Consider the following 25,113-nt stretch of genomic DNA (forward strand, 5'->3'; position numbering starts at 1 on the left):
GCTGCAGAAGTATTGGTTGCGGGGGCCGGATTTGAACCGACGACCTTCGGGTTATGAGCCCGACGAGCTACCAGGCTGCTCCACCCCGCGTCCGTGGAAGCGCACTATACTCTCCGCGCTAATTCATGCAACCCCTTTTTGCAGATAAAAGCCAAATTAACAGCCAGTTGCTGAAGGATTCAACCATCTGGTTAATTATTAAACTGATATGCGTGACGTCTGAGCGGATGCATTTCATTCTGTCGGGGGCTTTGCTATCGTCGCGGGGCGAACAGTTATAAAAAGAGAAGATAATGAAATCACATTGGGTGAAGTATGCACTCACTGGCGCGTTAATTACGCTGCTGGCGGCCTGTAGCTCCAAACCGACCGATCGCGGTCAGCAATATAAAGATGGCAAACTGGAACAACCGCTGGCGCTGGTGAATCAGCCCAATGCCAAAGGCGCACCGGTTAATGGCAGAGACTTTGGCGAGCAGGTCCGTCAGATTCAGTCCGCCTCATCCGCCCTGTATAGCCGTCAGAACGGCACTTATAGTGCAATTGAGAGCTGGCTGATGGCGGGTGCCGATACCCGACAGCTTCGTCAGTATGGGCTTAACGCCTGGCAGATGGAGGGTACGGATAACTACGGTAACGTGCAGTTCACCGGTTACTACACGCCGGTAGTAGAAGCGCGTTACACCCGTCAGGGTGAATTCCAGTATCCCATCTACCGCATGCCACCGCGCAAACGCGGAGAAAAATTACCGAGCCGTGCCTCTATCTATAGTGGCGGACTCGATGACCGCTACATCATCGCCTACAGCAATTCCCTGATTGATAACTTCATGATGGATGTGCAGGGCAGTGGTTATGTCGACTTTGGCGATGGCCGCCCGATGACCTTCTTTGGTTACGCCGGTAAAAATGGCTGGGGTTATCACAGCATTGGCAAAGAGCTGATCGATCGCGGTGAAGTGAAGCGCGAAGATATGTCGATGCAGGCGATTCGTCAGTGGGCGCAGGAGCACTCACCGCAGGAGGTCCGTGCGCTGCTGGAAACCAACCCATCATTCGTCTTCTTTAAGGCTGAGCCATTTACGCCGGTGCGCGGTGCCAGTGCAGTTCCGCTGGTGGCGAAAGCCTCCGTTGCGTCTGACCGCTCAATTATTCCGGCGGGCACCGTACTGCTGGCTGAAGTGCCGCAGTTAAATGAGAAGGGCAAATTCAACGGCAAATATGAGATGCGCCTGATGGTGGCACTCGACGTGGGTGGCGCGATTAAAGGCCAGCACTTTGATATCTATCAGGGTATCGGCCCCGACGCTGCGCATCTGGCGGGCTTCTATAATCACTACGGACGCGTCTGGGTAATTAAAGCCGCACCGGGTGCCGGACAACCGCTGTTCTCCAGCCCGCAAAACGGTAATAATGGTTCACTGCTTCTCGGCGCTAACTAACTTCTTCTCTGCGGGCCTTCGGGCCCGCACGACGTAACAGGTTCAACTATGAAAGTGTTAAATGACGCCTGGCATCAGCGCTTTGGCGGCACGGCGCGTCTCTATGGCCAGGATGCGCTGCAACGTTTTGCTGACGCACACTTCTGCGTCATCGGTATTGGCGGTGTCGGATCCTGGGCGGCGGAAGCGCTGGTGCGCACCGGGATTGGTAAAATCACCCTGATTGATATGGATGATGTCTGTATTACCAACACCAACCGGCAGCTTCATGCGCTGCAGGGCAACGTCGGCAAAGCTAAAACAGAAGTGATGGCAGAACGGCTGCGTGCGATTAATCCTGACTGTGAAGTGATCTGCATTGATGACTTTATTACGCCAGAGAACACCGCCGAACTGATGGCAGCCGGTTTCGACTATGTGATCGATGCTATCGACAGCGTGCGACCGAAAGCGGCGCTGATCGCCTGGTGCCGCCGGAATAAGATCCCGCTGATCACCACCGGTGGCGCGGGTGGGCAGATCGATCCGACTCAGATCCAGGTCGCCGATCTGGCGAAAACCATCCAGGATCCGCTGGCGGCGAAGCTGCGCGAACGACTGAAAAGCCTGGGCGTGGTGAAAAACAGCAAGGGCAAACTTGGCATCGACTGCGTCTTTTCTACCGAAGCGCTGGTCTATCCGCAGGCTGATGGCAGCGTCTGTGCTTCACGCAGCACAGCGGAGGGGCCGAAGAGAATGGATTGCACATCCGGCTTTGGCGCGGCCACCATGGTAACCGCCACCTTCGGCTTTGTTGCCGTCTCGCATGCGCTGAAGAAGTTTCTGGCGCGTGCTGCCCGTCAGGACGCCGTCAGCGCCTGACGCGCGGCGTGCTCCACTGCGGCGGCCAGCGCCTGCAGGCCGCTGCTGCGGGAGGCACTGAGCTGGGCGCGCAGGCCCAGTTCATCAAACAGTTTTAAGGGATCCATCGCCAGCAGCTGTTGCGGCGTCTGGCCCTCAGCGGCGGTCAGCAGCACGGCCAGCAGGCCGCGCACAATACGTCCTTCACTGTCACCATAGAAATGCAGCGTGCCATCTTCGCGTAACTGGCTGCCCAGCCAGACCCGATTTTCACAACCGCTCAGTTCAATTTCTGCTGTTTTCAGTTCCCCGGGTAAGGCAGGCAACTGGCGGCTCAGCTGGATCAGCTGACGATAACGATCTTCCCACTGATGAAAGCGGCCAAAGCTCTCTTTCAGGCTGGCAACGGTAATCTGTTCGCCAAACGGGTGTGGCGCTAACGGCGATGAATGCATAATCAAAACTCCGATAACAGCGAGATGGCGCTCTTCATAGCGCGCACCAGCGCATCAACATCCTGCAGATTATTATAGGGTGCAAAAGAGGCCCGCAGCGTGCCGCTGACGCCCAGCGCCGCCAGCAACGGCTGCGCGCAGTGCTGGCCAGCGCGCAGGGCGATTCCCTGCTCAGCCAGCAGCGTCACCAGATCGCTGTGATGCAGGCCAGCGAATTCAAATGCCAGCAGGCTGGCATTTGAACAGCGGAAGCTGCGGAAACCGGGTAATTCCGCCAGCTGCTCTTCCGCCAGCGTCGCAAGCTGCTGACTCCAGCGCTCCGCTTCGGGCAGATCGTACTGTGCCAGCCAGCTCAGTGCTGCACTCAGGCCCACCACGCCCGCCACATTCGGGGTGCCAGCCTCAAAACGCCACGGCACCGGCTGCGGCGTGAATCCGCTGAAATCGACATCCGTTATCATCTTACCGCCGCCCTGCCAGGGCTCCATCGCCTCCAGCAGTTCCGCTTTGCCATATAACGCGCCAATGCCCATCGGGCCGTAAATCTTATGTCCGGAAAAGGCGTAAAAGTCGATATCCAGCGCCTGTACGTCAGGCGGACAATGCACCACGCCCTGTGCGCCATCGACCATCACTTTCGCGCCCACGGCGTGAGCCAGCGGGATCGCCTGAGCGAGTGCGGGACACCCGCCGGTGACGTTCGACATCTGTCCGATCGCCAGCAGGCGGGTACGGCTGTTGAGCAGGGCGGGCAGCTGGCTGATATCCGGCAAGCGATCTGCGCCTAACGGCCATTTTACGACGCGGGCACCGCACGCCTGCGCAGCCATCAGCCAGGGCACCAGGTTGGCGTGGTGTTCTGCCTCGCTGACCACAATCTCATCACCAGGCTGTAAGCGCGGACGCAGCCAGCTGTTTGCCACCAGGTTTATCGCTTCGGTGGTGCCGCGCGTCCAGACAATCTCACGATCGTCAGCGGCGTTAAGCCAGCGGGCAACCTGGTTGCGCGCCTGCTCATAGCGATGGGTTAAGGCCTGGGCGGCGGCAAACTGGCTGCGGTGGACTGTACCCGCGCTGAGGCTGTAAAACTGCTGCGTGCTGTCAATGACGGCCTGCGGCTTCAGCGTGGTCGCTGCGCTGTCGAGATAAACGCCTGCGTCGGCGAGTGCGGGAAACTGCTGGCGAAATGCGGTGGGATTGAATGCGGTCATGCCTGGTCCATGATAAGAAAAATTAGGACCACACTGAAAGAATGGTCTGCGTCTGGCAAAGCTGGAAAAGCGCGTTATGCTGAATATTGCAAGGTTTGAACCAAACCCGCATAACGATCGGACGTTTACTAGTCGATCTCACTTATCGGCTGCCTCTGGTTAGCGTAACGCGGGTGGTTTGATGCAATCAATCTACAAGGAGATAGCAGATGAAAAAATTAACCGCAGTACTGGCCGTGTGTACCCTGGCTTTTACCCTGAGCGCCTGTTCAAGCAATTACGTGATGCATACCAATGATGGTCGCACCATTGTGGCTGCCGGCAAGCCTAAAGTCGATAACGATACCGGCATGATCAGCTATAAAGATGCGAATGGCAACGAGCAGCAAATCAACCGCTCTGATGTCAAAGAGATGGTAGAGTCTGGCAACTAAGCAGCAAAAAAAAAGCACCGCAATTTGCGGTGCTATTTAAAAATCACTATGGACAGACAGGGTAAATCTACAGGAATTAAGAGTTCGATCCGCAATCGTCGGATCAAAAATTGCAAACACAACATCACGACCACAAGCCAAAAGCTTTCAGAAAATCTGCGAACTCACTCACAAATCTAAAAACTTTTCGTTCCGGCTCAGGAAGTGCGGCAACTATAGGTATTTGCTGGAGGTTCCTCAACGGACAAATTATAATGCCTCGGATTAAAAATTCTAATACGTAAACGCTTTGTATAAGCCAGCGTATTTTTTGCCGATCCGGATACGGAAAACCATGTCGAAACGCCTTCCTCCTCTCAACGCACTGCGTGTTTTTGATGCAGCTGCACGCCATTTAAGCTTTACCAAAGCCGCAGAAGAGCTGTTTGTCACCCAGGCTGCTGTAAGCCATCAGATTAAATCTCTGGAAGATTTTCTGGGGTTAAAGCTATTTCGCCGGAGGAATCGTTCGCTATTGCTGACCGAAGAAGGACAAAGCTACTATCTCGACATCAAAGAGATTTTCTCGGCAATCAACGAAGCGACCCGCAAACTGCAGGCGCGCAGTGCCAAGGGTGCGCTGACCGTTAGTTTACTGCCGAGCTTTGCCATTCAGTGGCTGGTTCCCCGCCTCTCCAGCTTTAATATGGCTTATCCGGGAATCGATGTGCGTATCCAGGCGGTTGACCGCGACGAAGAGAAACTGGCCGACGATGTCGACGTGGCGATTTTTTACGGTCGGGGTAACTGGCCCGGCCTGCGGGTTGAAAAACTTTATGCCGAATATCTGCTGCCGGTCTGTTCACCGTCGCTGATGACCGGGGATAATCCGCTGAAAACGCCGATGGATCTGTCGCGTTTTACTCTGCTGCATGATGCCTCCCGCCGGGACTGGCAATCTTATATCCGGCAACTGGGCCTGCAGCATATCAATGTGCAGCAGGGGCCAATCTTCAGCCACAGCGCCATGGTATTGCAGGCGGCGATTCATGGTCAGGGCGTGGCGCTGGCGAATAACGTCATGGCGCAGAGCGAAATAGAAGCCGGGCGATTAATCTGCCCGTTCAATGATGTATTAGTCAGTAAAAACGCTTTTTATCTGGTTTGTCATGACAGTCAGGCAGAACTGGGTAAAATAGCCGCCTTCCGGCAGTGGATCCTGGAAAAAGCTGCAACCGAACAAGAAAAATTCCGCTTTCGCTATCAACAATAACGTATTGATTTATTTGCATTCAGATGCAAAAGGACTCTGAGGATCGGTTAATGTCCAGTCGTGCCATGTTTGTTTTTTCGGCTATCAGCGGATTTCTGCTGGTGGCTTTTGGCGCATTTGGTGCCCACGTTTTGAGTCAGTCGCTTGGTGCGGCTGAAATGGCCTGGATTCATACCGGGCTGGAATATCAGGCTTATCACACCTTAGCGGTGATGGGGCTGGGTGCTGCGATGTTACGCCGCGCCAATATCTGGTTTTACTGGAGCAGTGCGCTGATGGCGCTCGGCACCGTGCTGTTTAGTGGCAGCCTCTATTGTCTGGCGCTGTCACATCTGAAGTTTTGGGTTTTTATCACCCCCGTGGGCGGGGTCTGTTTCCTCGCCGGTTGGGTATTGATGTTGATTGGCGCGCTGCGTCTTAAACGAAAGGCAGAACGCCATGAATAAAGTTTTACTCTATTGTCGTCCCGGTTTTGAAAAAGAGTGTGCGGCGGAAATCAGCGCCAAAGCGGCTGAACGTGAAATCTACGGCTTTCCACGGGTTAAAGATGACTCTGGCTACGTGCTGTTTGAGTGCTATCAGTTTGAAGATGCCGAGCGGCTGGCACGTGAGTTGCCATTTGACGAGCTGATTTTTGCCCGTCAGATGCTGGTCGTCGGCGAAATGCTGCGTGACCTGCCGCAGGAAGATCGCATTACCCCTATTGTCGGCATGCTGACCGGCGTAGTGGAAAAGGGCGGCGAACTGCGTGTTGAAGTGCCAGACACCAACGAAGCCAAGGAGCTGACTAAGTTCTGCCGCAAGTTCACCGTGCCGCTGCGCTCGGCACTGCGTGAAAGCAAAATCCTGTTGAATTATGAGAGCCCGAAACGCCCGGTCGTGCATGTGTTTTTCATCGCGCCGGGCACCTGCTACGTCGGCTACTCCATCCGGGAAAACAGCTCGCCGTTTTACATGGGTATTCCACGCCTTAAGTTCCCCTCCGATGCGCCTAGCCGTTCCACCCTTAAGCTGGAGGAGGCGTTTCACGTCTTTATCCCTGCGGATGAGTGGGATGAGCGTTTAGCCAGCGGCATGTACGCCGTGGATCTCGGTGCCTGTCCGGGCGGCTGGACCTATCAGCTGGTGCAGCGCAGCATGATGGTGTATGCGGTGGATAACGGACCGATGGCACCGAGCCTGATGGATACGGGCCAGGTGATGCACGAGAAAGCAGATGGCTTTAAATTCCGTCCGCCACGCACCAACATCAGCTGGCTGGTGTGTGACATGGTGGAGAAGCCGGTGCGCGTGGCTAACCTGATGACCGACTGGCTGGTTAACGGCTGGTGCCGTGAAGCGATCTTCAACCTTAAGTTGCCCATGAAAAAGCGCTATGAAGAGGTGACGCAGAATCTGGCCATGATGCAGGAACGATTTGATGATAATGGCATTAACGTGCAGATTCGCGCCCGCCAGCTTTATCATGACCGCGAAGAAGTGACGGTACATGTGCGCCGAATCTGGGCGGCTGCCGGTGGTCGTCGCGACGAACGTTAATCGCCGGGCTGAGTGCAAGGGCACTCAGCCGGTATAACGCAGCGTATTCAGATTGCCCTGCAGCACCAGATCCCGCTTCAGGGTTGCGACCTGACGGCTGATCTCTGCCATCTGCCGACCCTCAGCGAGCTTCTCCCGCCATCTGGCTGGCACCTGATCCAGTTGCTGATAGATCCCTTCAAGCGTGTGAAACTCTGTCAGCAGCTGTTTCGCGCTTTTCGGACCGATGCCGGTGATGCCCGGAATTTTACTGCTGCTGATGCCGCACAACCCCCAGTAGTCGGGTAACCGCTGTGGCGCCACACCAAATTCAGCCTCAATAAAAGGCAGATCAAGCCAGCGTTTCTGGAAGTAGTCGCGGATGCGGATCTCGGGTGCCAGCAGCTGACAGTAGCCTTTGTCGGTTGAAACAATGGTGGCCTGATGTCCGGCCTGAGCCATTTTCACCGCCAGCGTCGCCGCTAAATCGTCGGCCTCATCCTCGCCCGCTATCCAGCAGTTTACGCCTGCGGCGCGAAAGGCCTCCTGTAACGCCGGCATCTCTGCCTGTAAATCGTCTGGCATCGGCGGGCGACCGCTTTTGTAATCGGGTAGCAGCTGATGACGCCAGCCCTGATGACGCGCTTCGCCATCAAATACCGCCACCGCATGAGTCGGATGGGCGTGACCCAGTATCTGGCGCAGCGCAGCCACGCAGCCTTCGACACAGGGGGAGCCCTGTACCGCATGCAGACGGCGAATCAGATTCAACGCGTCAACAATAACAAGATGAAGAGCCATGAGAGTATGGGCAGCCCGGGGGCTGCCTCCTGGTTTATTTGATAATTTCGTAGCAGGGAATGTAGGCGGTGCCTGGCAGTTTCATGCGTTGCTGTGCAACGAATCCCTGCAGCAGCTCATCCATGCGGTGCATGATGTCGGGGTCGCCATGCAGTTTGTAGCGTCCCTTCTCGCGGATTTCGCGGATGCCCATCTCTTTGACGTTACCGGCTACGATGCCTGAGAAGGCGCGGCGCAGGTCAGCAGCCAGCTTTTCGGGTGGCTGATTGGTGTAGAGATTGAGATTCGCCATGTTTTCATGGGTTGGCAGGAAAGGCACCTGCAGATCGGGTTCAATGCGAATCGACCAGTTAAAGCTGTAAGCATCGCCGGTTTCGCGACGATTCTCTTTTACCTGCGGCATCGCTTTCTTCATCAGACGCGCCACTTCGGCTGCATCGTTGATGATGATCTGATAATGCTTACGCGCCTGTTCGCCCAGGGTGTTAACGATGAAATCATCCAGCACGCGGAAGTAGTCGGCGCTCTCTTCCGGCCCGGTCAGGATCAGCGGTAATACCTGATCGCTGTTCTGCGGATTCATCAGGATGCCCAGCAGATAGAGCAACTCTTCTGCGGTCCCTACGCCGCCCGGGAAAATGATGATGCCATGGGCAATGCGCACAAAAGCTTCCAGACGTTTTTCGATGTCCGGCATGATGATCAACTCATTCACCAGCGGATTCGGCGGTTCTGCCGCAATGATGGAGGGTTCGGTCATGCCGATAAAGCGGCTGTCACGATAGCGCTGCTGAGCATGGCCTACGGCGGCCCCTTTCATTGGCGCTTCCATCACGCCCGGCCCGCAGCCGGTACAGATGTTCAGTTCACGCAGTCCAAGCTGAGTTCCGACATTGCGGCAATACTGGTACTCAACGGCGTTGATCGAGTGACCGCCCCAGCAGACCACGGTGTTGGGATACTCGCCGATATGCAGCGCCCGCGCGTTACGCAGAATGGAAAACACGGTGTTGGTGATAGTGGCGGAGTCATTTTCTTCAGCCGCAGTGAACCGACCCGGCATGTTGAGCTGACCGCTGACAAACAGGATGTCACGCAGCACCGCAAACAGGTTAGCCTGCAGTGAACGGATGATGCGTCCATCCACAAACGCCTCTTCCGGTGGATTGATCAGCTCCAGTTTGACGCCGCGCTCACGGCGCAACACATTGATGTCGAAATTTTCAAAGCGGGAGAGCAGCTCCTGGCTGCTGTCAGTCTGGCTGCCGGAGTTAAGCACGGCAAGAGAGCAGTTGCGAAACAGCTGGTAGAGGTCGCTGCTGGCTGTGCGCTTGAGCATATCGACTTCCAGCTGTGAAAGCAGATCCATTGAGCCAAGAGGGCTGATATGGGTAATCAAATGAACTCCTTTACACCCGCCTGGGTGCGTGTTGGCACTGCAACGGCAGTGACGAAAATCCCTGGTCGGCCACCCGCAGGTAGCCGCCATCACCAGAGTAGCCTTGTCGGCCCGCACAGCTCAAGCGGAACTGCGCTTAGTGCATGCAGCCTGCGAGAAGTCTCGCAAACTACTGACGGACCAGCCGCGAAAAACCGGGCGAGAAGGGCACATTAGTGCGCCATGGATTGATATCCAGTCCGCCACGACGGGTGTAGCGTGCATACACCGTCAGCGCTTCCGGATGGCAGAAACGCATCACATCATTAAAAATACGTTCGACACACTGCTCGTGAAATTCGTTGTGCTGGCGGAATGAGACCAGATAGCGCAGCAGCGCTTCACGGTCGATACGCGGGCCTTTATAACGAATCATCACGGAGCCCCAGTCGGGCTGATTGGTAATCAGACAGTTTGACTTGAGCAGGTGGCTGACCAGCGTCTCTTCAACGATTTCGCTGCCCGCAGCATCGGCCAGATAGTCAGCATTGAAGCGGTAATCCTCTATGGCGATATCCTGCTCATCAATACAAACCCCCTCAAAATGGCCGATGGGCTGACCTTCCACTTCATTGAGACGGAACAGCGCGACCCGCGCTTCACCTTCAGCACAGGCACTCAGGTCCCGCTCCAGCGTCTGACGAACCTCGCCCCAGTCGGCAAAGCGGGTCTGGTTGAAACTGTTAAGGTAGAGCTTGAAGCTTTTTGACTCGATAAGGTTGCGGCTCTGCGCATCGAGCACCACTTCGCCAACGGCAACCTGTGGCAGACCTTTGCTGTTGAGCCACGAGAGTTCATACAGGGTCCAGATATCACTGCCGGTAAAGGGCAGACTGTCGGGAAACAGGCCAAGGGGTTCACGATTCAGGCTGCGCGGCACCGCCTGCAGTAAGCTGTTGTCATAATGATCGTGATAGGCTGTGGGTTTGCCCAGCGTCAGGTTGCTGAGTGCCTGATCCTGTTCGTGAGTAGTCATTGCGGTTACCACCAAAATTAATCAAAGTGGCTAAGTGTAACCCATCAGAAGTGAGAATATGAATGATGCAGCAAACTGCCGCCGCGTTGCGCGACTTTACCACCCGATACTGCCAGCACTGGCTTCAGCAGGCCGGGCATGCGCCGGCCAGCAGCGATCTCTTTGGCATACCTTCGCCCTGTGCCCTGGAGGATCGCGATCAGCGAGTCGTCTGGCAGCCGCAGCCTTTTACTCTGCCACAGACGCTGGATGCGGTTGAGCGGGCGATCGACATCCAGCTCCAGCCGCAGATCACAGCTTTCTATACCACGCAGTTTGCCGGCGATATGCAGGCCAGTTTTGGTGAGAATCAGCTGACACTCTTACAGGTCTGGAGTGAGGATGATTTCCTGCGGTTACAGGAGAATCTGATCGGGCATCTGGTGATGCAGCGCCGCCTTAAACAGTCGCCTACGCTGTTTATCGCCACCACCGAGTCAGAACAGGAGATCATCTCGCTTTCTAATCTCAGCGGCGAAGTGATTCTGGAGCAGCCCGGCGGTAAACAGCGTGTGAAATTAGCGGAAACGCTTGAGATATTTCTTAAGTCATTACAACCGGTTATCATCTGAGTTGCAGTGATTTGCCCCTAGTCTTGTGAGACATCTCTTACATGTGCTGTGAGAGATCGCTATATAACAGGTGAGACTTCCGGAAGGCTGAGATGTAAAAATATTGTGAATCATCAACTTAATGGCGTTTATCTGAATTTACGCCGCACATTTCGTAAAGTTCTGCTGTGAGTACCTTGTGCGCGTAACGAGTTCTGTCAAAATGTTTCGCACTGCAGGAGGCTCAGGAAAAAGATATCGTCAGGATGATGATAAGCCATGAGGCAGGAACGTAACGGAGCTTACGGCACACGGAAGGTTTCAGGACGAAACAGGATCGCTCAGGATTGAGCAAGGGACACCTCCAGGATGGAGAATGAGAACCCCCTCAGAAGAGGTGGTGGGCCAGGATGCTAAGGATACATCAGGACGATGCGCGACAGGAGTTCGCACTGGACAAGTTGTCATGGAAGAGCAGGGAGCATTAACGTGGCGGGATGGCTGCAAACGAACCGGGAGCACTGTTTATACAGTGCTCCCTTTTTTTGTGCCTGTGCCAACAAGTGATATGCTTGCCGCCCATTTTTGACTGCTCGCGGAGGTGGCGCATGACGCCTGAACAATTGATTACGCAACGGCTGGAACAACTGGAAGCGGTGATGCGTGAGCATCATCTCTGGCAGAGTACCCCGCCGGCCGAGGGGGCGCTCGAGAGCCGCGAACCCTTTTGCCTGGATACGCTGGAGCCGCTGCAGTGGCTCCAGTGGGTGTTAGTCCCGCGGATGCATGCCCTGATTGCGGCCCGACATCCGTTACCACAAAATTTTGCCGTGGCCCCCTATTATGAGGTGGCTCTGGTGCCTGACCAGCCGGGTATTGCACCGCTGTTGCTGACCCTGCGTCAACTTGATGCGTTAATCACGGATGCTGCCCACTGATGCTGGAGATACTCTATCAGGATGAGTGGCTGGTTGCCGTCAACAAGCCCAGCGGCTGGCTGGTTCATCGCAGCTGGCTGGATCGCCATGAAACGGTGTTTGTGATGCAGACCGTTCGTGATCAGATTGGGCAGCATGTGTTTACGGCGCATCGTCTCGACAAGCCCACGTCAGGGGTACTGCTGATGGGGCTCTCCAGTGAAGTCGGACGTCTGCTTTCCCTGCAGTTTGAACAGCACCAGATGCAGAAAACCTACCACGCTGTGGTTCGCGGCTGGCTGGAGAGCAGCGGGACGCTCGATTATCCGCTGGTGGAAGAGCTGGATAAGATTGCCGATAAACACGCCACGGAAGCGCGCACCGCACAGCCCGCGGTCACCGATTATCAGTCACTGGCAACGGTCGAGATGCCGGTCGGCATTGGCCGTTATCCCACTTCGCGTTATAGCCTGGTTGAACTGGCTCCTAAAACCGGTCGCAAGCATCAGCTGCGTCGTCATATGTCACACCTGCGTCATCCGATTATTGGCGATTCGGCGCACGGCGATCTGCGTCAGAACCGGGGTGCTGCCGAACATTTTGGCGCTAACCGCCTGATGCTGCACGCCAGCAGCCTGGCATTAACTCATCCGGTAACCGGTGAACCGTTGCTGCTTCGCGCCGGACTGGATGGCGTCTGGCAGAATCTGATGAACCAGTTTGGCTGGCAGGATCGCATTCCTGAGGTGCCGCGGGTTGAGTTTGACGCAGCGCCAGGACAGGATAACGTTTCAGAATAAGGGAGAAAGCAGATGGCAAAGATTGGCATTTTTGTAGGTACGGTATATGGCAATGCGCTACTGGTCGCGGAAGAAGCAGAGCCCATTCTGCAGCAGCAGGGGCACAGCGTAACGGTGTTTGACGATCCGACGCTGGCTGACTGGCAAAACTATGCCAGCGACGTGGCGTTAATTGTCACTTCTACTACCGGGCATGGCGATTTTCCCGACACGATTTCAGGTCTGTTCCATGCGATTAAAGATCAGCTCGGTCATCAGCCCGCGCTGCGCTATGGCGTGATTGCGCTGGGTGACAGCAGCTATGACCATTTCTGTGGCGCGGGTAAAACCTTTGACGCGCTGCTGCAGGAGCAGGGCGCTCAGCGGGTTGGTGAGGTGTTACTGGTTGATGCCACTGAAAATCCGGAACCGGAGGCGGTAACCTCGCCGTGGGTTGAAGCCTGGGGCGCGCAGCTCTGATTGCAAGGCCAGGCTTATCTCTGCCTTACAGAGATAAGCCTGTAGTGTGCGCACGGCGATATCCGTTGAGTGCACTGTCAGGTGACAGGCGCCGGGTTAAACACCGCCAGCTGATTACGAATGCCCCAGCGATCGGACCAGGTCTGCTTCCTGCCACTGGCGATATCCAGAATCAATTCAAAGAGTCGCCAGCCCACCTGCTCAATACTCTCTTCACCGGTAGCAATCGTCCCGGCATTGATGTCCATCAGATCGTGCCAGCGCTCTGCCAGCGCATTACGCGTCGCCATCTTGATCACCGGAATTGCGGCCAGACCGTAAGGCGTACCGCGACCAGTAGTAAACACCTGCAGGGTGATACCGGATGCCAGCTGCTGCGTACCGCAGACAAAATCGCTGGCGGGCGTCGCTGCGTAGATCAATCCGCGTCGCGTGGGCCGCTGGCCGGGAGAGAGCACTTCAACAATGGCGCTGCGTCCCGATTTTGCGATCGAGCCAAGTGCTTTTTCCACTACGTTCGCCAGCCCGCCTTTTTTATTGCCCGGCGACGGGTTAGCGCTGCGATCGGTCTGGCCCTGGTCGAGGTAATTATCATACCAGGCCATCTCCTCCAGTAAGCGCTTACCGACTTCCTGATTAATCACCCGCGGCGTCAGCAGGTGAATCGCATCACGCACTTCAGTGACTTCCGAGAACATCACGGTGGCACCGCAACGCACCAGCAGATCAGAGGCGAAGCCCACTGCCGGATTTGCCGTCACGCCCGAAAACGCATCGCTGCCACCACACTGCATGCCGACAATCAGTTCTGCTGCGGAGCAGGTTTCGCGCTGGCGCTGATTCAGCCGCTGGAGATGACGCTCCGCCACCTGCAGAATCTCATTGACCATCGCGCCAAAGCCCACCAGCTTTTCATCCTGCAGACGCACGATGTCATGATCGTCCAGCGAAATCGCCTGCACGTCGGGGGTGCCAGTCAACAGACGCTCTGGCTGTAACTTTTCACAGCCGAGGCTGACGATCATCACTTCGCCGCCGAAATTCGCATTCAGCGCCAGGTTATGAATGGTGCGAATCGGCACGACCGCCGCCGGTGCGTTGATCGCCACACCACAGCCATAAAGGTGGTTCAGGGCAACCACACCATCCACGTTCGGATAGCGCGGCAGTAAATCCCGTTCAATGATCTGTACGACATGATCCACCACACCGGCCACGCAGTGGACGCTGGTGGTGATGCCGAGCAGGTTACGCGTGCCTACGCTGCCATCCGCATTGCGGTAACCTTCAAAGGTATAGCCCTCCAGCGGCGGCAAATCAGGCGGAACCTGAGTGGCTAACGGCAGACTCTCCAGCGGAGGGGCTTCCGGCAGCGCAACCAGTGACTCGTCAATCCAGCTGCCCTGGGCAATATCCCGCAATGCATAGCCAATGACTTCGCCATAACGCACGATCTCTGCACCCTGATTAATCGCGCTCAGCGCCACTTTGTGGCCCTGCGGCACATGCTCTGTGAGGGTCAGACCATCCGCAAACTGCGTACCGGCTGGCAGACCGAGGCTGTTAACCACAATCGCCACATTGTCGTGCTCATGGACTTTGATATAGAGCGGTTGTTCATCTTTTTTTGGGTTCATCGCTCACCTTCCTGTCTGTCGTACCGTACTTGTGCGGCACGCTGTAATGATCTGACCTGTCACGCCCTTGTTTGCCAGCTTCAGTATAGGGAGGCGGGGCGGGTCGCGCATTGTGCAAATGACCACCATTAAGGCAATTCACCTCGCTGTTTTGGGTCGATTATCCAAAAGCAAGTGAAGACCCTCACAAACAGCGTGGGAAAGCGTTATCCGGGGCGGATTTTGCACGGATATTTGCCACTTTCGTGAGCTATACCGCAGGCTTTTGTGCATCCGCAAGACAATCACTTCAATAAGGCGATTATTCCAGGGCGATGCGCCAATGTGATCGCCACAGGCTGTTCTTATACTGAGTTCCGTTAGCCAAAGTCAGGTTATCTGTCACGACGTATTATTCATCCGAAAGAGGTTGCCTGGGATTATTAACCGCCGCGGCTGCCAGACACCGGATGGATAAATAAAGTTTGCCAAAACAAAAAGATCGCCGTGTTTAACCCAACTTCTCTCTGATACCCAACGCGATGTGTATGCAGTCAGAGCGAATGTAGCTCACGCTATATTTCAGGAGTGCATCATGAATAGTTTCAGCCAGACCGCGGAAACGGTGCAGAAACGCACCAATGCCCGTTACTGGATTGTGGTGATGTTATTTATCGTCACCTCATTCAACTACGGTGACCGCGCAACGATTTCGATTGCCGGTTCGGCGATGTCAAAAGATATTGGCCTCGATTCGGTCGGACTCGGCTATATCTTCTCTGCCTTCTCATGGGCGTATGTTATTGGTCAGATTCCGGGCGGCTGGCTGCTTGACCGCTTCGGCTCAAAACGCGTCTATTTCTGGAGCATCTTTACCTGGTCGCTCTTTACCTTTTTGCAAGGGTTCGTCGATCTGTTCAGCGGCTTCGGCATCATCATGTCGCTGTTTATTCTGCGCTTCCTGGTGGGACTGGCCGAAGCGCCCTCTTTCCCTGGCAACAGCCGCATCGTCGCGGCCTGGTTTCCGGCGCAGGAGCGCGGCACGGCCGTGGCGATCTTCAACTCGGCCCAATACTTCGCCACCGTTATCTTCGCGCCCATCATGGGCTGGCTGGTCTCTTCCGTGGGCTGGGCGCACGTGTTCTGGTTCATGGGCGGCCTGGGCATCATCCTCAGTTTCATCTGGCTGAAAGTGATCCACGATCCCACCGATCACCCTGGCGTGAATAAAGCCGAACTGGAGTACATGGAGCAGGGCGGTGCGCTGATCAACATGGATGTCAAAAAGGATAGCCGCAAAGTGAGCTGGAGCGAGAAGTGGTTCCAGATCAAACAGCTGCTGACGTCACGCATGATGCTGGGTATCTACCTCGGTCAATACTGCGTTAACGCCTTAACCTACTTTTTTATCACCTGGTTCCCGGTCTATCTGGTACAGGCGCGCGGCATGTCGATTCTCAAAGCGGGCTTTATTGCCTCGATTCCGGCGGTGTGCGGCTTCCTCGGCGGCGTACTGGGCGGGGTGATCTCCGACTGGCTGATGCGTAAAACCGGCTCGCTGAATATCGCGCGTAAAACGCCGATCGTGCTCGGCATGCTGCTCTCTATTTCGATGGTGATGTGTAACTACACCGATACCGAATGGGTGGTGGTGTTCTTCATGGCACTGGCGTTCTTTGGTAAAGGCATCGGTGCGCTGGGCTGGGCGGTGATGGCAGATACCGCACCGAAAGAGATCAGTGGCCTGAGCGGCGGTCTGTTCAACATGTTCGGTAACTTCTCTGGCATCGTGACGCCTATCGCCATCGGTTACATCATCGCCACCAGCGGCTCCTTTGAAGGCGCGCTGGTCTATGTCGGGATACATGCCTTCGTCGCCGCATTCAGCTTCCTGGTGATCGCGGGCGATATCAAACGTGTCGAACTGAAAACCTGGCCCGGTAAGGATGCATTATGAATACGCAAAGTTCGCCGGTGATTACTGATATGCAGGTTATCCCGGTTGCCGGTTATGACAGCATGCTGCTCAATATTGGCGGTGCGCACAACGCCTGTTTTACCCGCAATATTGTGGTTCTCACCGACAGCGCCGGTCACACCGGCGTCGGTGAAGCCCCCGGCGGCGACACCATCTATCAGACGCTGGTAGAGGCGATTCCGCAGGTGAAAGGCCAGCAGATTGCGCGAATGAACCGTCTGGTGCAGCAGGTGCACAAAGGCAATCAGTCGGCTGACTTCACCACCTTCGGCAACGGTGCCTGGACTTTTGAGTTGCGGGTCAACGCGGTAGCGGCGCTGGAAGCGGCGCTGCTCGATCTGCTGGGACAGTGTCTGGGCGTACCGGTGGCTGAACTGCTGGGGCCAGGTAAACAGCGTGATGAAGTGACGGTGCTGGGCTATCTGTTCTATCTCGGCGACCGCCGCAAGACCGATCTGCCCTATCTGAGTGGTGAGCAGGCCAGCCACGACTGGTATCACCTGCGTCATCAGGAAGCGCTGACCAGCGATGCCGTGGTGCGGCTGGCTGAGGCGGCGCAGGATAAATATGGCTTCAAAGATTTTAAGCTCAAAGGCGGCGTGTTGCCGGGCGAGCAGGAGATTGCCACCGCGGCGGCGCTGAAGCAGCGCTTTCCCGACGCCCGCATTACGGTCGACCCGAACGGCGCCTGGCTGCTGGACGAGGCGATAGCGCTGTGTAAAGGGATGCAGGATGTGCTGAGCTACGCCGAAGATCCGTGCGGCGCGGAGCAGGGCTATTCGGGACGTGAAGTGATGGCCGAGTTCCGGCGCGCAACCGGCTTACCGGTGGCCACCAATATGATCGCCACCAACTGGCGAGAGATGAATCACGCGGTGATGCTCAATGCGGTCGATATTCCGCTGGCGGATCCTCACTTCTGGACGCTGAGCGGCGCCGTGCGGGTCGCGCAGCTCTGCGATGAGTGGGGCCTCACCTGGGGCTGCCACTCCAATAACCACTTCGATATTTCGCTGGCGATGTTTACCCATGTGGGTGCGGCGGCGCCAGGTAATCCTACCGCGATTGATACCCACTGGATCTGGCAGGAGGGCGATCAGCGCCTGACGAAAAATCCGCTGCAAATCCGCAACGGGAAAATTGCCGTGCCGGATGCGCCGGGTCTGGGCATTGAGCTCGACTGGGAGCAGGTAAACAAAGCCAATCAGCTTTATCAGTCACTGCCCGCCGGCGCGCGTAACGACGCCACGGCGATGCAATATCTGGTCCCCGGCTGGACATTTGATCGCAAACGCCCGGCATTTGGCCGTGCAACAGCATAAGGAGCAGGAGATGAGTTCAACACCGAAAGTCACCGCCATGCAGGTTATTCCGGTCGCAGGCTACGACAGCATGCTGCTGAACCTCAGCGGCGCTCACTCGCCATTCTTTACCCGCAACATTGTGATTATCAAAGATAACGCCGGACACACCGGCGTCGGCGAAATCCCGGGCGGCGAAAAAATCCGCCAGACGCTGGAAGATGCGGCGTCGCTGGTGATTGGCAAAACCGTGGGCGAATACAAAAACATTCTCAGCCTGGTGCGCAGCACCTTCGCCGACCGCGATGCCAGCGGGCGCGGCACCCAGACCTTCGATCTGCGCACCACTATTCATGTGGTGACGGGCATTGAAGCGGCGCTGCTCGACCTGCTGGGTCAGCATCTGGAGGTTAATGTGGCCTCGCTGCTGGGCGACGGACAGCAGCGCGACCGCGTTGAGATGCTCGGCTACCTCTTCTACATCGGCGACCGCCGCAAAACGTCCCTCTCTTACCAGAGCCAGGAGAGCGATCCCTGCGACTGGTATCGCCTGCGCCACGAAGAAGCACTAACCCCGGAGACGGTGGTGCGGCTGGCGGAAGCGGCGTATGAGAAATATGGTTTCAACGATTTCAAACTCAAAGGCGGCGTACTGCGCGGCGGCGAAGAGGCCGAAGCGGTTACTGCGCTGGCTAAGCGTTTTCCTGAAGCCCGTATCACCCTTGATCCCAACGGGGCCTGGTCGCTCAACGAGGCGATCATGCTCGGCAAACAGCTCAAAGATGTGCTCGCCTACGCAGAAGATCCCTGTGGCGCAGAGCAGGGCTACTCCGGCCGTGAAGTGATGGCGGAGTTCCGCCGCGCCACCGGCATGCCAACCGCCACCAATATGATCGCCACCGACTGGCGTCAGATGGGCCATACCCTGTCGCTGCAGTCGGTGGACATTCCGCTGGCGGATCCGCACTTCTGGACCATGCAGGGTTCGGTGCGGGTAGCACAGATGTGTCACGACTTCGGCCTGACATGGGGCTCGCACTCCAATAACCACTTCGATATTTCGCTGGCGATGTTCACCCACGTCGCCGCTGCCGCGCCGGGCGCGATCACCGCCATTGATACCCACTGGATCTGGCAGGAGGGCAATCAGCGCCTGACCAAAGAGCCATTCCAGATCAAAGGCGGCATGGTGCAGGTACCGCAGAAGCCCGGTCTCGGCGTCGAGCTGGATATGGATCAGGTGATGCAGGCCAACGCGCTCTATCAGAAGCAGGGGCTGGGCGCGCGTGACGATGCCGAAGCGATGCAATTTTTAGTGCCGGGATGGACCTACGACAACAAACGTCCCTGCCTGGTACGTTAACCTTTTCGGCTCCCCACGGGGAGCCATCGTCACAGGAGTTTAACCATGAGTAATGCAGCCTGGCCAAATGGATTTCGTCGTCGTTTGTTAGCGGGTGAAACCCTGATCGGCAGCTGGTGTGCGCTTGCCAGCCCGATCTCAACCGAGATTTTAGGGCTGGCCGGTTTTGACTGGCTGGTCCTGGATGGCGAACACGCGCCCAACGATATCACCACGTTTGTGCCGCAGCTGATGGCGCTTAAAGGCAGCCACAGTGCGCCCGTGGTGCGTCCGCCCTGCAACGAGCCGGTGATCATTAAGCGTCTGCTGGATATCGGGTTTAACAACTTCCTGGTGCCATTTGTCGAGACCGAAGAGGAAGCAGTGCGTGCCGTCGCCTCAACGCGCTATCCGCCAGCCGGCATTCGCGGTGTCTCGGTTTCGCATCGCAGCAACATGTACGGCACCCTGCCGGATTACAACAGCACCATCAATGACAACATCACGGTGCTGGTGCAGATCGAAACCCAGCAGGCGGTCGACAACATTGACGCCATCGCGGCGGTGGACGGTGTCGACGGTATTTTTGTCGGGCCGGGCGATCTCTCTGCTGCGCTGGGCTATCTCGGTCAGCCCGCCCATCCTGAAGTGCTGAAAGTGATTAAACACATTTTTGAACGCGCCAAAGCCGCCGGTAAGCCGAGCGGCATTCTGGCACCGGTGGAAGCGGACGCGCGTCGTTATCTGGAGTGGGGTGCCACTTTTGTCGCCGTAGGCAGCGATGTCGGTATGTTCCGCAACGCCTCTCAGGCGTTATGCGACAAATTTAAGCGCTAATCAATCAAGGGGAAACGCAATGAAAATTGGATTTATCGGCCTGGGTATTATGGGCAAACCAATGAGTAAAAATCTGGTGAAAGCCGGTTATTCGCTGGTGGTGCGCGATCATAACGCTGACAACGAAGCGGAACTGACTGAACTGGGCGCGACCGTGGCGAAATCGCCAAAAGAGGTGGCTGAGCAGTGCGATGTGGTGATTACCATGGTGCCCAACTCGCCGCAGGTCATCGAAGTCTGTCTGGGTAAAAATGGCATTATCGAAGGGGCGAAGCCAGGCCTGGTGGTCATCGACATGAGCTCCATTGCGCCGCTGGCGAGCCGTGAAGTCCATGATGCGCTGGCAGAAAAAGGGATCAAAATGCTGGATGCGCCGGTCAGTGGCGGTGAACCCAAAGCGATCGAAGGCACGCTCTCTGTGATGGTCGGCGGTGATAAAGCGGTATTCGATACCTGCTACGACATCATGAAATCGATGGCGGGATCGGTGGTGCATACCGGCGACATCGGTGCGGGTAACGTGACTAAGCTGGCCAACCAGGTGATTGTGGCACTGAATATTGCGGCGATGTCCGAGGCGCTATCACTGGCGACCAAAGCGGGTGTGAATCCGGATCTGGTCTATCAGGCGATTCGTGGCGGCCTGGCCGGCAGTACGGTACTGGATGCCAAAGCGCCCATGGTGATGGATCGCAACTTCAAACCCGGCTTCCGCATTGACCTGCATATCAAAGATCTGGCGAACGCGCTGGATACCTCGCACAGCATCGGCGCGCATCTGCCGCTGACGGCGGCGGTGATGGAGATGATGCAGGCGCTGCGTAACGACGGGCAGGGTAGCGCCGACCACAGCGCGCTGGCCTGCTATTATGAGAAGTTAGCGAAGGTTGAAATCGCCCGCTAAAACCCGGTGTCGGTCTCTGCGGAAACCGGACTGGTTCAGAGCCGTTTCAATTACTCAACTGCGCTCGGATTGCCTATGAAAATCGTAATCGCACCGGATTCATATAAAGAGAGTTTATCCGCCCTGGATGTGGCATCGGCGATTGAAGCGGGTTTCCGTGACATCTTTCCCGATGCGCATTACGTGAAAATACCGGTCGCCGACGGCGGTGAAGGAACGGTAGAAGCGATGGTGGCGGCGACGAAGGGAAAAATCGTCAGGCTGAAGGTGACGGGGCCGCTGGGAACAGAGGTTGACGCCTTCTATGGCCTGTCCGGCGATGAGTCCACCGCCTATATCGAAATGGCAGCGGCCAGTGGACTGGAGCGGGTGCCTGCATCGCAGCGTGACCCGCTGATAACGACCTCATTTGGCACCGGCGAGTTGATCAGACATGCGCTGGATAAGGGGGTCGGCCACATCATCATTGGTATCGGCGGCAGCGCCACCAATGATGGCGGAGCCGGCATGATGCAGGCGCTGGGCGCCCGGCTGCTGGACGACCAGGGCTGCGAGATCGGTCACGGTGGCGGTGCACTCGCCGATCTTGCCAGCATCGATATTGACGCGCTGGACGCCCGCATTCATCAGTGCCGCATTGAAGTGGCCTGTGACGTCACCAATCCGCTGACGGGCAAAGAGGGTGCATCGGCCATTTTCGGCCCGCAGAAAGGGGCGACACCGGCGCTGGTGCAGCAGCTCGATCAGGCGCTGGCCCATTACGCCGCGATTATTCATCGCGATCTCGATATTGATGTGCTGCATATTCCGGGCGGCGGCGCAGCGGGCGGTATGGGGGCGGCGCTGCACGCCTTTTGTCAGGCGGAGCTGCGACGCGGCATTGAGATTGTTACTGAGGCATTGGGGCTGGCGGAGGAGGTAAAAGATGCTGACCTGGTGATTACCGGTGAAGGGCGTATCGACAGCCAGAGTATTAATGGCAAGGTGCCGATCGGTGTCGCCAGCGTGGCAAAGCGCTTTAATAAGCCGGTGATTGGCATCGCCGGAAGCCTGACGGCCGATGTCGGCGTGGTGCATCAGCACGGGATCGATGCGGTATTCAGCGTGCTCTACAGCATCTGTACGCTGGATGAGGCACTCGCCAGCGCCGGAAAGAATGTTGAGATGACGGCGCGTAATGTGGCAGCCACGTTAAAGCTGGCCGGGTTTAACTAACCACCAGCATTACCCGGCCACTCCACATCGGCCGGGTTTAACTCACCGCCAGCCTTATCCAATCCCTAACAGCTGGCGGGCTTCTCGGGCGACGTTCTCCATCTCATCCTGCAGCTCCAGCAGTTCCGGCTCCAGCGCAGCGATATCGCTGGCCTCCAGCAGCTCTCTTTCCAGCTGATGGCAGAGTTGCTTCATGCGCGGCACGCCGCTGTAGCTGGCACTGCCGTGCAGCTTGTGAATAATCTCACGCAGGGCGTTGACCTCATTGGTCGACATAAACTGCGCCATCTTCGCATGCACTTCCGGTAAAAATTCCAGCAGCATCCGCAGCAGATCGCGCGCCAGATCGGCTTTGTTCGCCGCCTGTCGCAGCGCCAGTTGCCAGTCCAGCGTGGGTAATATTGGCAGCAGCTCCGGCACGGTGACCACCGGTGGTGGCGTATAGCGCGCCAGCAACTGTCTTAACTTGCTCTCATCAATCGGTTTGGCAAGATAGTCATTCATGCCCGCCTTGATCAATTGTTCACGCTCGCCATCAATCGCATGGGCGGTGACCGCCACAATCGGTGTACTGGCATGATGCGGCATGCTGCGGATAATTTCGCTGGCGCGAATGCCATCGATATCCGGCATCTGAATATCCATCAGAATCACATCCAGCGACTGCTGACGTGCCTCACGGATGGCGTGTTCGGCGCTGCTGCACAGCAGGATGTTCTGCACCTGCTCCTCCAGCAGCGCGCCAATCAGCTTGAGGTTGGCGGGATTATCATCCACCGCCATCACCGTCAGCGGCAGCCGGGGTGAAAGCGGCAGTTCACTGATCTGACGGGTATGCAGATCCAGTAACATCGGCAGGAGTCGCGTCAGGGAGATCGGTTTAGCGATGCAACCGTCAATGCCGCGTACCTTCAGTTCATCCGCCAGCAACATCATCGGGCTGGGGAGCGCCATCAGCACGTTGTCGGCCCGATCCAGCAGCGCATTAATCATGCGTTCATTGAGCAGCTCGGGCTGACTGATGTCGACCGGCATCGCCATCAGCAGCAGCGGATAGTGAGACGCTTTTAAACCCTCCAGCGTTTCGCTGTAATCGATCTGCAATGGTGTGGCGCTCAACATCTCCAGTGCTGCGCTGGCAACGTTAGCATCCGCTTCAACATAGGCAATGCGCGCATGTGACAGCGCATCCAGCACGCGTGGCATGCCGGGCGCATTGGGATTGAGATCCAGCTGCACGCGAATCACAAAGGTGGAGCCCTTGTCCGGCTGGCTGCTGAAGGTGATTTCGCCGCCCATCTCCCGCACCAGTTTCTGGGTGATCACCAGCCCCAGCCCGGTGCCGCCATGACGGCGCGAAATGCTGGCGTCAGCCTGACGGAACGCCTGGAACAGCTGTGTCTGTTGCTGCTCAGAGATGCCGATACCGCTATCTTCAACCTGAATCTCCAGCTCGACGCGCGACTGCGTAATCACCCGCTGTCCGACACGCAGGCCGATATACCCTTTCTCGGTAAACTTGATCGCGTTACCGATCAGGTTAATCAGAATCTGTTGCAGGCGCAGCGCATCGCCAATCACGTTGTCCGGCACGCTGCTGTCACACACCACCGTCAGCTCCAGCCCTTTGTCATGCGCCGACGGGGCCAGCAGCACCAGCGTTTCATCCAGTGTGGCACGCAGCGGGAAGGGGATCGCCTCCAGCATCAGTTTGCCCGCTTCCAGCTTCGAGAAATCGAGCACGTCATTGATAATACTAAGCAGGTTATTGGCTGAACGTTCAATGGTCTGCATATAGTCGCGCTGGGTGGTGCGCAGCTGGGTTTTCAGCATCTGCCGGGTAAAGCCCAGCACGCCATTAAGCGGCGTCCGCAGCTCATGCGACATATTGGCCAGAAACTCAGATTTGATACGCGCCGCTTCCTGGGCGCGTTTCTTCGCCAGATCCAGCTCAACGTTCTGAATCTCCAGCTGTTCCAGCGTCTCTCGCAGATCGTAGGTCGCCTGATCGATATTGTGCTGCATCTCTTCGTGATAGGCGGTCAGCGACATCGCCATCGCATTAATCCCGTTTTTCAGAATGCTGAGTTCACCCAGCATGTATCCCTCAACGCGGCTGTCGAGCTGGCCGCGACGGATGCGGTCAACGGTGGTGACCATATTGCGGATCGGGCCGGTGACATCACGCATCAGACGATAGGCAAATAGCATGGCCAGGCAGAGGCAGAAGAGCAGCATCAGCGTGGCAACAAACACCTCTTTGTACTGCTGCAGGCGCACCGACTGCAGATCCAGCTCTATCGCCACATAGCCCAGCGGATTGCCCGACGGCTTGGCATCTTCGTCCGGCAATTCATCCACATCGTAACGCTCGGTGGTGATCGGTGTGCGCAGAATCAATACGTTGCCGTGACGCTCCATGGAGACATCGTCGGGCAGGGCGCGGATATCATCCTGCTGCAGCAGGCTGAGGTTCTGCTTGTGATTGGAGGTGACGTAGAGTTGGTTGTGATTATCAAACACCGAGATCGCCCGGACGATGCCCGAATGGCGGCGGTGCAGCAGGCTGACCAGTTCACGCATGGCGTCACGGTTGTGCCAGGTCATGCTGTATTCGCTGGAGATCGCCAGCGGTTCAATGATATTGGCTCCGGCATCGATAACCTGGCGCTGCAGTTCATTGTAGCGGTGCACCACAAAAAATGAGCTGAGCAGCAGGCCAACCATCAGCGTGGGTGCCAGAATTAAAATCATCATTCGCGCCCGCAGGCTGTATTTGGTCATAAT

23 protein-coding genes and 1 tRNA gene are annotated in these 25,113 nt (G+C 56.7%); 16 read left to right on the plus strand and 8 right to left on the minus strand.

From position 1 onward, the window contains the following. Positions 1-13: 13 nt before the first annotated feature. Positions 14-90, minus strand: a tRNA-Met gene (locus ACVKSX_RS22855). Positions 91-293: 203 nt separating this feature from the next. Here ACVKSX_RS22855 and mltA point away from each other — a divergent pair. Further along, on the plus strand, positions 294-1,442 hold the full coding sequence (mltA, locus tag ACVKSX_RS22860; protein ID WP_010248620.1) for a murein transglycosylase A: 1,149 nt from the start codon (positions 294-296) through the stop codon (positions 1,440-1,442). A gap of 48 nt (positions 1,443-1,490) precedes the next feature. Further along, complete coding sequence (gene tcdA / locus ACVKSX_RS22865) at positions 1,491-2,303, plus strand: tRNA cyclic N6-threonylcarbamoyladenosine(37) synthase TcdA (protein WP_010248618.1); 813 nt, start codon at positions 1,491-1,493, stop codon at positions 2,301-2,303. Here tcdA and csdE read toward each other — a convergent pair. Then, positions 2,282-2,737, minus strand: a complete 456-nt coding sequence (gene csdE / locus ACVKSX_RS22870) for a cysteine desulfurase sulfur acceptor subunit CsdE (RefSeq protein WP_010672147.1) — start codon at positions 2,735-2,737, stop codon at positions 2,282-2,284. The genes tcdA and csdE overlap by 22 nt on opposite strands. A gap of 2 nt (positions 2,738-2,739) precedes the next feature. Then, entirely contained in the window at positions 2,740-3,948 is a 1,209-nt protein-coding gene (gene csdA / locus ACVKSX_RS22875) for a cysteine desulfurase CsdA (protein WP_022623811.1), read from the minus strand. 209 nt (positions 3,949-4,157) lie between these two features. On the opposite strand from csdA, the gene ACVKSX_RS22880 reads away from it, so the two are divergent. The 4 genes from ACVKSX_RS22880 (at position 4,158) to rlmM (ending at position 7,173) form a co-directional block, all read left to right on the plus strand. Further along, the gene (locus ACVKSX_RS22880) at positions 4,158-4,382 is read left to right on the plus strand and encodes a YgdI/YgdR family lipoprotein (RefSeq protein WP_010248613.1); all 225 of its coding nucleotides are present in this window, start codon (positions 4,158-4,160) and stop codon (positions 4,380-4,382) included. 334 nt (positions 4,383-4,716) lie between these two features. Further along, positions 4,717-5,634, plus strand: coding sequence for a transcriptional regulator GcvA (locus ACVKSX_RS22885; RefSeq protein ID WP_003854641.1), 918 nt, complete (start codon positions 4,717-4,719; stop codon positions 5,632-5,634). Positions 5,635-5,684: 50 nt separating this feature from the next. After that, positions 5,685-6,080, plus strand: a complete 396-nt coding sequence (locus tag ACVKSX_RS22890; RefSeq protein ID WP_010248611.1) for a DUF423 domain-containing protein — start codon at positions 5,685-5,687, stop codon at positions 6,078-6,080. Continuing rightward, entirely contained in the window at positions 6,073-7,173 is a 1,101-nt protein-coding gene (rlmM, locus tag ACVKSX_RS22895; RefSeq protein WP_010248609.1) for a 23S rRNA (cytidine(2498)-2'-O)-methyltransferase RlmM, read from the plus strand. The genes ACVKSX_RS22890 and rlmM overlap by 8 nt, the downstream gene beginning before the upstream one ends. A gap of 24 nt (positions 7,174-7,197) precedes the next feature. Here the strand turns inward: rlmM and xni are convergent, their stop codons facing one another. From xni to queF, 3 genes are all read right to left on the minus strand, one after another. Then, positions 7,198-7,953 (minus strand): flap endonuclease Xni, encoded by a 756-nt coding sequence (xni, locus tag ACVKSX_RS22900; protein WP_060680916.1) that lies wholly within the window; start codon positions 7,951-7,953, stop codon positions 7,198-7,200. Positions 7,954-7,987: 34 nt separating this feature from the next. Then, complete coding sequence (ppnN, locus tag ACVKSX_RS22905; RefSeq protein WP_354439648.1) at positions 7,988-9,352, minus strand: nucleotide 5'-monophosphate nucleosidase PpnN; 1,365 nt, start codon at positions 9,350-9,352, stop codon at positions 7,988-7,990. A gap of 169 nt (positions 9,353-9,521) precedes the next feature. Further along, positions 9,522-10,367: an NADPH-dependent 7-cyano-7-deazaguanine reductase QueF gene (gene queF / locus ACVKSX_RS22910; RefSeq protein WP_022623809.1), complete on the minus strand. Its 846-nt coding sequence runs from the start codon at positions 10,365-10,367 to the stop codon at positions 9,522-9,524. A 62-nt stretch (positions 10,368-10,429) separates the two neighbouring features. On the opposite strand from queF, the gene syd reads away from it, so the two are divergent. The 4 genes from syd (at position 10,430) to ACVKSX_RS22930 (ending at position 13,133) form a co-directional block, all read left to right on the plus strand. Beyond that, a complete protein-coding gene (syd, locus tag ACVKSX_RS22915; RefSeq protein ID WP_022623808.1) occupies positions 10,430-10,978 on the plus strand; it encodes a SecY-interacting protein in 549 nt (182 codons plus the stop codon). A 587-nt stretch (positions 10,979-11,565) separates the two neighbouring features. Continuing rightward, positions 11,566-11,895: a YqcC family protein gene (locus tag ACVKSX_RS22920; protein WP_022623807.1), complete on the plus strand. Its 330-nt coding sequence runs from the start codon at positions 11,566-11,568 to the stop codon at positions 11,893-11,895. Next, positions 11,895-12,674, plus strand: coding sequence for a tRNA pseudouridine(65) synthase TruC (truC, locus tag ACVKSX_RS22925; RefSeq protein WP_033772508.1), 780 nt, complete (start codon positions 11,895-11,897; stop codon positions 12,672-12,674). The genes ACVKSX_RS22920 and truC overlap by 1 nt, the downstream gene beginning before the upstream one ends. 12 nt (positions 12,675-12,686) lie before the next feature. Then, on the plus strand, positions 12,687-13,133 hold the full coding sequence (locus ACVKSX_RS22930; protein WP_010248594.1) for a flavodoxin: 447 nt from the start codon (positions 12,687-12,689) through the stop codon (positions 13,131-13,133). A 77-nt stretch (positions 13,134-13,210) separates the two neighbouring features. Here the strand turns inward: ACVKSX_RS22930 and garD are convergent, their stop codons facing one another. Then, complete coding sequence (gene garD / locus ACVKSX_RS22935; RefSeq protein WP_263054494.1) at positions 13,211-14,770, minus strand: galactarate dehydratase; 1,560 nt, start codon at positions 14,768-14,770, stop codon at positions 13,211-13,213. A 574-nt stretch (positions 14,771-15,344) separates the two neighbouring features. Here garD and ACVKSX_RS22940 point away from each other — a divergent pair. From ACVKSX_RS22940 to ACVKSX_RS22965, 6 genes are all read left to right on the plus strand, one after another. Next, positions 15,345-16,706 (plus strand): MFS transporter, encoded by a 1,362-nt coding sequence (locus ACVKSX_RS22940; protein ID WP_187508600.1) that lies wholly within the window; start codon positions 15,345-15,347, stop codon positions 16,704-16,706. After that, positions 16,703-18,049, plus strand: a complete 1,347-nt coding sequence (locus ACVKSX_RS22945; protein ID WP_354439645.1) for an enolase C-terminal domain-like protein — start codon at positions 16,703-16,705, stop codon at positions 18,047-18,049. Before ACVKSX_RS22940 ends, ACVKSX_RS22945 begins: the two co-directional genes overlap by 4 nt. A 10-nt stretch (positions 18,050-18,059) precedes the next feature. Further along, positions 18,060-19,391 carry a glucarate dehydratase gene (gudD, locus tag ACVKSX_RS22950; protein ID WP_010248587.1) on the plus strand — a complete coding sequence of 444 codons (1,332 nt, stop codon included), beginning with the start codon at positions 18,060-18,062 and terminating at the stop codon, positions 19,389-19,391. Between the two features lie 45 nt (positions 19,392-19,436). Next, a complete protein-coding gene (gene garL, locus ACVKSX_RS22955) occupies positions 19,437-20,207 on the plus strand; it encodes a 2-dehydro-3-deoxyglucarate aldolase (RefSeq protein ID WP_010248585.1) in 771 nt (256 codons plus the stop codon). A gap of 19 nt (positions 20,208-20,226) precedes the next feature. After that, the gene (gene garR, locus ACVKSX_RS22960; protein WP_010248583.1) at positions 20,227-21,111 is read left to right on the plus strand and encodes a 2-hydroxy-3-oxopropionate reductase; all 885 of its coding nucleotides are present in this window, start codon (positions 20,227-20,229) and stop codon (positions 21,109-21,111) included. A 75-nt stretch (positions 21,112-21,186) separates the two neighbouring features. Further along, complete coding sequence (locus ACVKSX_RS22965) at positions 21,187-22,326, plus strand: glycerate kinase (RefSeq protein WP_031291930.1); 1,140 nt, start codon at positions 21,187-21,189, stop codon at positions 22,324-22,326. Between the two features lie 54 nt (positions 22,327-22,380). On the opposite strand, the gene barA is transcribed toward ACVKSX_RS22965, so the two are convergent. Next, a complete protein-coding gene (barA, locus tag ACVKSX_RS22970) occupies positions 22,381-25,110 on the minus strand; it encodes a two-component sensor histidine kinase BarA (RefSeq protein ID WP_010248580.1) in 2,730 nt (909 codons plus the stop codon). Between the last annotated feature and the right edge of the window lie 3 nt (positions 25,111-25,113).

Source organism: Pantoea sp. PvP021 (genome assembly GCF_054056055.1).

Excerpts from the sequence above, each read along its gene's own strand:
- mltA (WP_010248620.1), top strand. The coding sequence starts at position 294 with ATGAAATCACATTGGGTGAAGTATGCACTCACTGGCGCGTTAATTACG.
- tcdA (WP_010248618.1), top strand. The coding sequence starts at position 1,491 with ATGAAAGTGTTAAATGACGCCTGGCATCAGCGCTTTGGCGGCACGGCG.
- csdE (WP_010672147.1), bottom strand. The coding sequence starts at position 2,737 with ATGCATTCATCGCCGTTAGCGCCACACCCGTTTGGCGAACAGATTACC.
- csdA (WP_022623811.1), bottom strand. The coding sequence starts at position 3,948 with ATGACCGCATTCAATCCCACCGCATTTCGCCAGCAGTTTCCCGCACTC.
- ACVKSX_RS22880 (WP_010248613.1), top strand. The coding sequence starts at position 4,158 with ATGAAAAAATTAACCGCAGTACTGGCCGTGTGTACCCTGGCTTTTACC.
- ACVKSX_RS22885 (WP_003854641.1), top strand. The coding sequence starts at position 4,717 with ATGTCGAAACGCCTTCCTCCTCTCAACGCACTGCGTGTTTTTGATGCA.
- ACVKSX_RS22890 (WP_010248611.1), top strand. The coding sequence starts at position 5,685 with ATGTCCAGTCGTGCCATGTTTGTTTTTTCGGCTATCAGCGGATTTCTG.
- rlmM (WP_010248609.1), top strand. The coding sequence starts at position 6,073 with ATGAATAAAGTTTTACTCTATTGTCGTCCCGGTTTTGAAAAAGAGTGT.
- xni (WP_060680916.1), bottom strand. The coding sequence starts at position 7,953 with ATGGCTCTTCATCTTGTTATTGTTGACGCGTTGAATCTGATTCGCCGT.
- queF (WP_022623809.1), bottom strand. The coding sequence starts at position 10,367 with ATGACTACTCACGAACAGGATCAGGCACTCAGCAACCTGACGCTGGGC.
- syd (WP_022623808.1), top strand. The coding sequence starts at position 10,430 with ATGATGCAGCAAACTGCCGCCGCGTTGCGCGACTTTACCACCCGATAC.
- ACVKSX_RS22920 (WP_022623807.1), top strand. The coding sequence starts at position 11,566 with ATGACGCCTGAACAATTGATTACGCAACGGCTGGAACAACTGGAAGCG.
- truC (WP_033772508.1), top strand. The coding sequence starts at position 11,895 with ATGCTGGAGATACTCTATCAGGATGAGTGGCTGGTTGCCGTCAACAAG.
- ACVKSX_RS22930 (WP_010248594.1), top strand. The coding sequence starts at position 12,687 with ATGGCAAAGATTGGCATTTTTGTAGGTACGGTATATGGCAATGCGCTA.
- garD (WP_263054494.1), bottom strand. The coding sequence starts at position 14,770 with ATGAACCCAAAAAAAGATGAACAACCGCTCTATATCAAAGTCCATGAG.
- ACVKSX_RS22940 (WP_187508600.1), top strand. The coding sequence starts at position 15,345 with ATGAATAGTTTCAGCCAGACCGCGGAAACGGTGCAGAAACGCACCAAT.
- ACVKSX_RS22945 (WP_354439645.1), top strand. The coding sequence starts at position 16,703 with ATGAATACGCAAAGTTCGCCGGTGATTACTGATATGCAGGTTATCCCG.
- gudD (WP_010248587.1), top strand. The coding sequence starts at position 18,060 with ATGAGTTCAACACCGAAAGTCACCGCCATGCAGGTTATTCCGGTCGCA.
- garL (WP_010248585.1), top strand. The coding sequence starts at position 19,437 with ATGAGTAATGCAGCCTGGCCAAATGGATTTCGTCGTCGTTTGTTAGCG.
- garR (WP_010248583.1), top strand. The coding sequence starts at position 20,227 with ATGAAAATTGGATTTATCGGCCTGGGTATTATGGGCAAACCAATGAGT.
- ACVKSX_RS22965 (WP_031291930.1), top strand. The coding sequence starts at position 21,187 with ATGAAAATCGTAATCGCACCGGATTCATATAAAGAGAGTTTATCCGCC.
- barA (WP_010248580.1), bottom strand. The coding sequence starts at position 25,110 with ATGACCAAATACAGCCTGCGGGCGCGAATGATGATTTTAATTCTGGCA.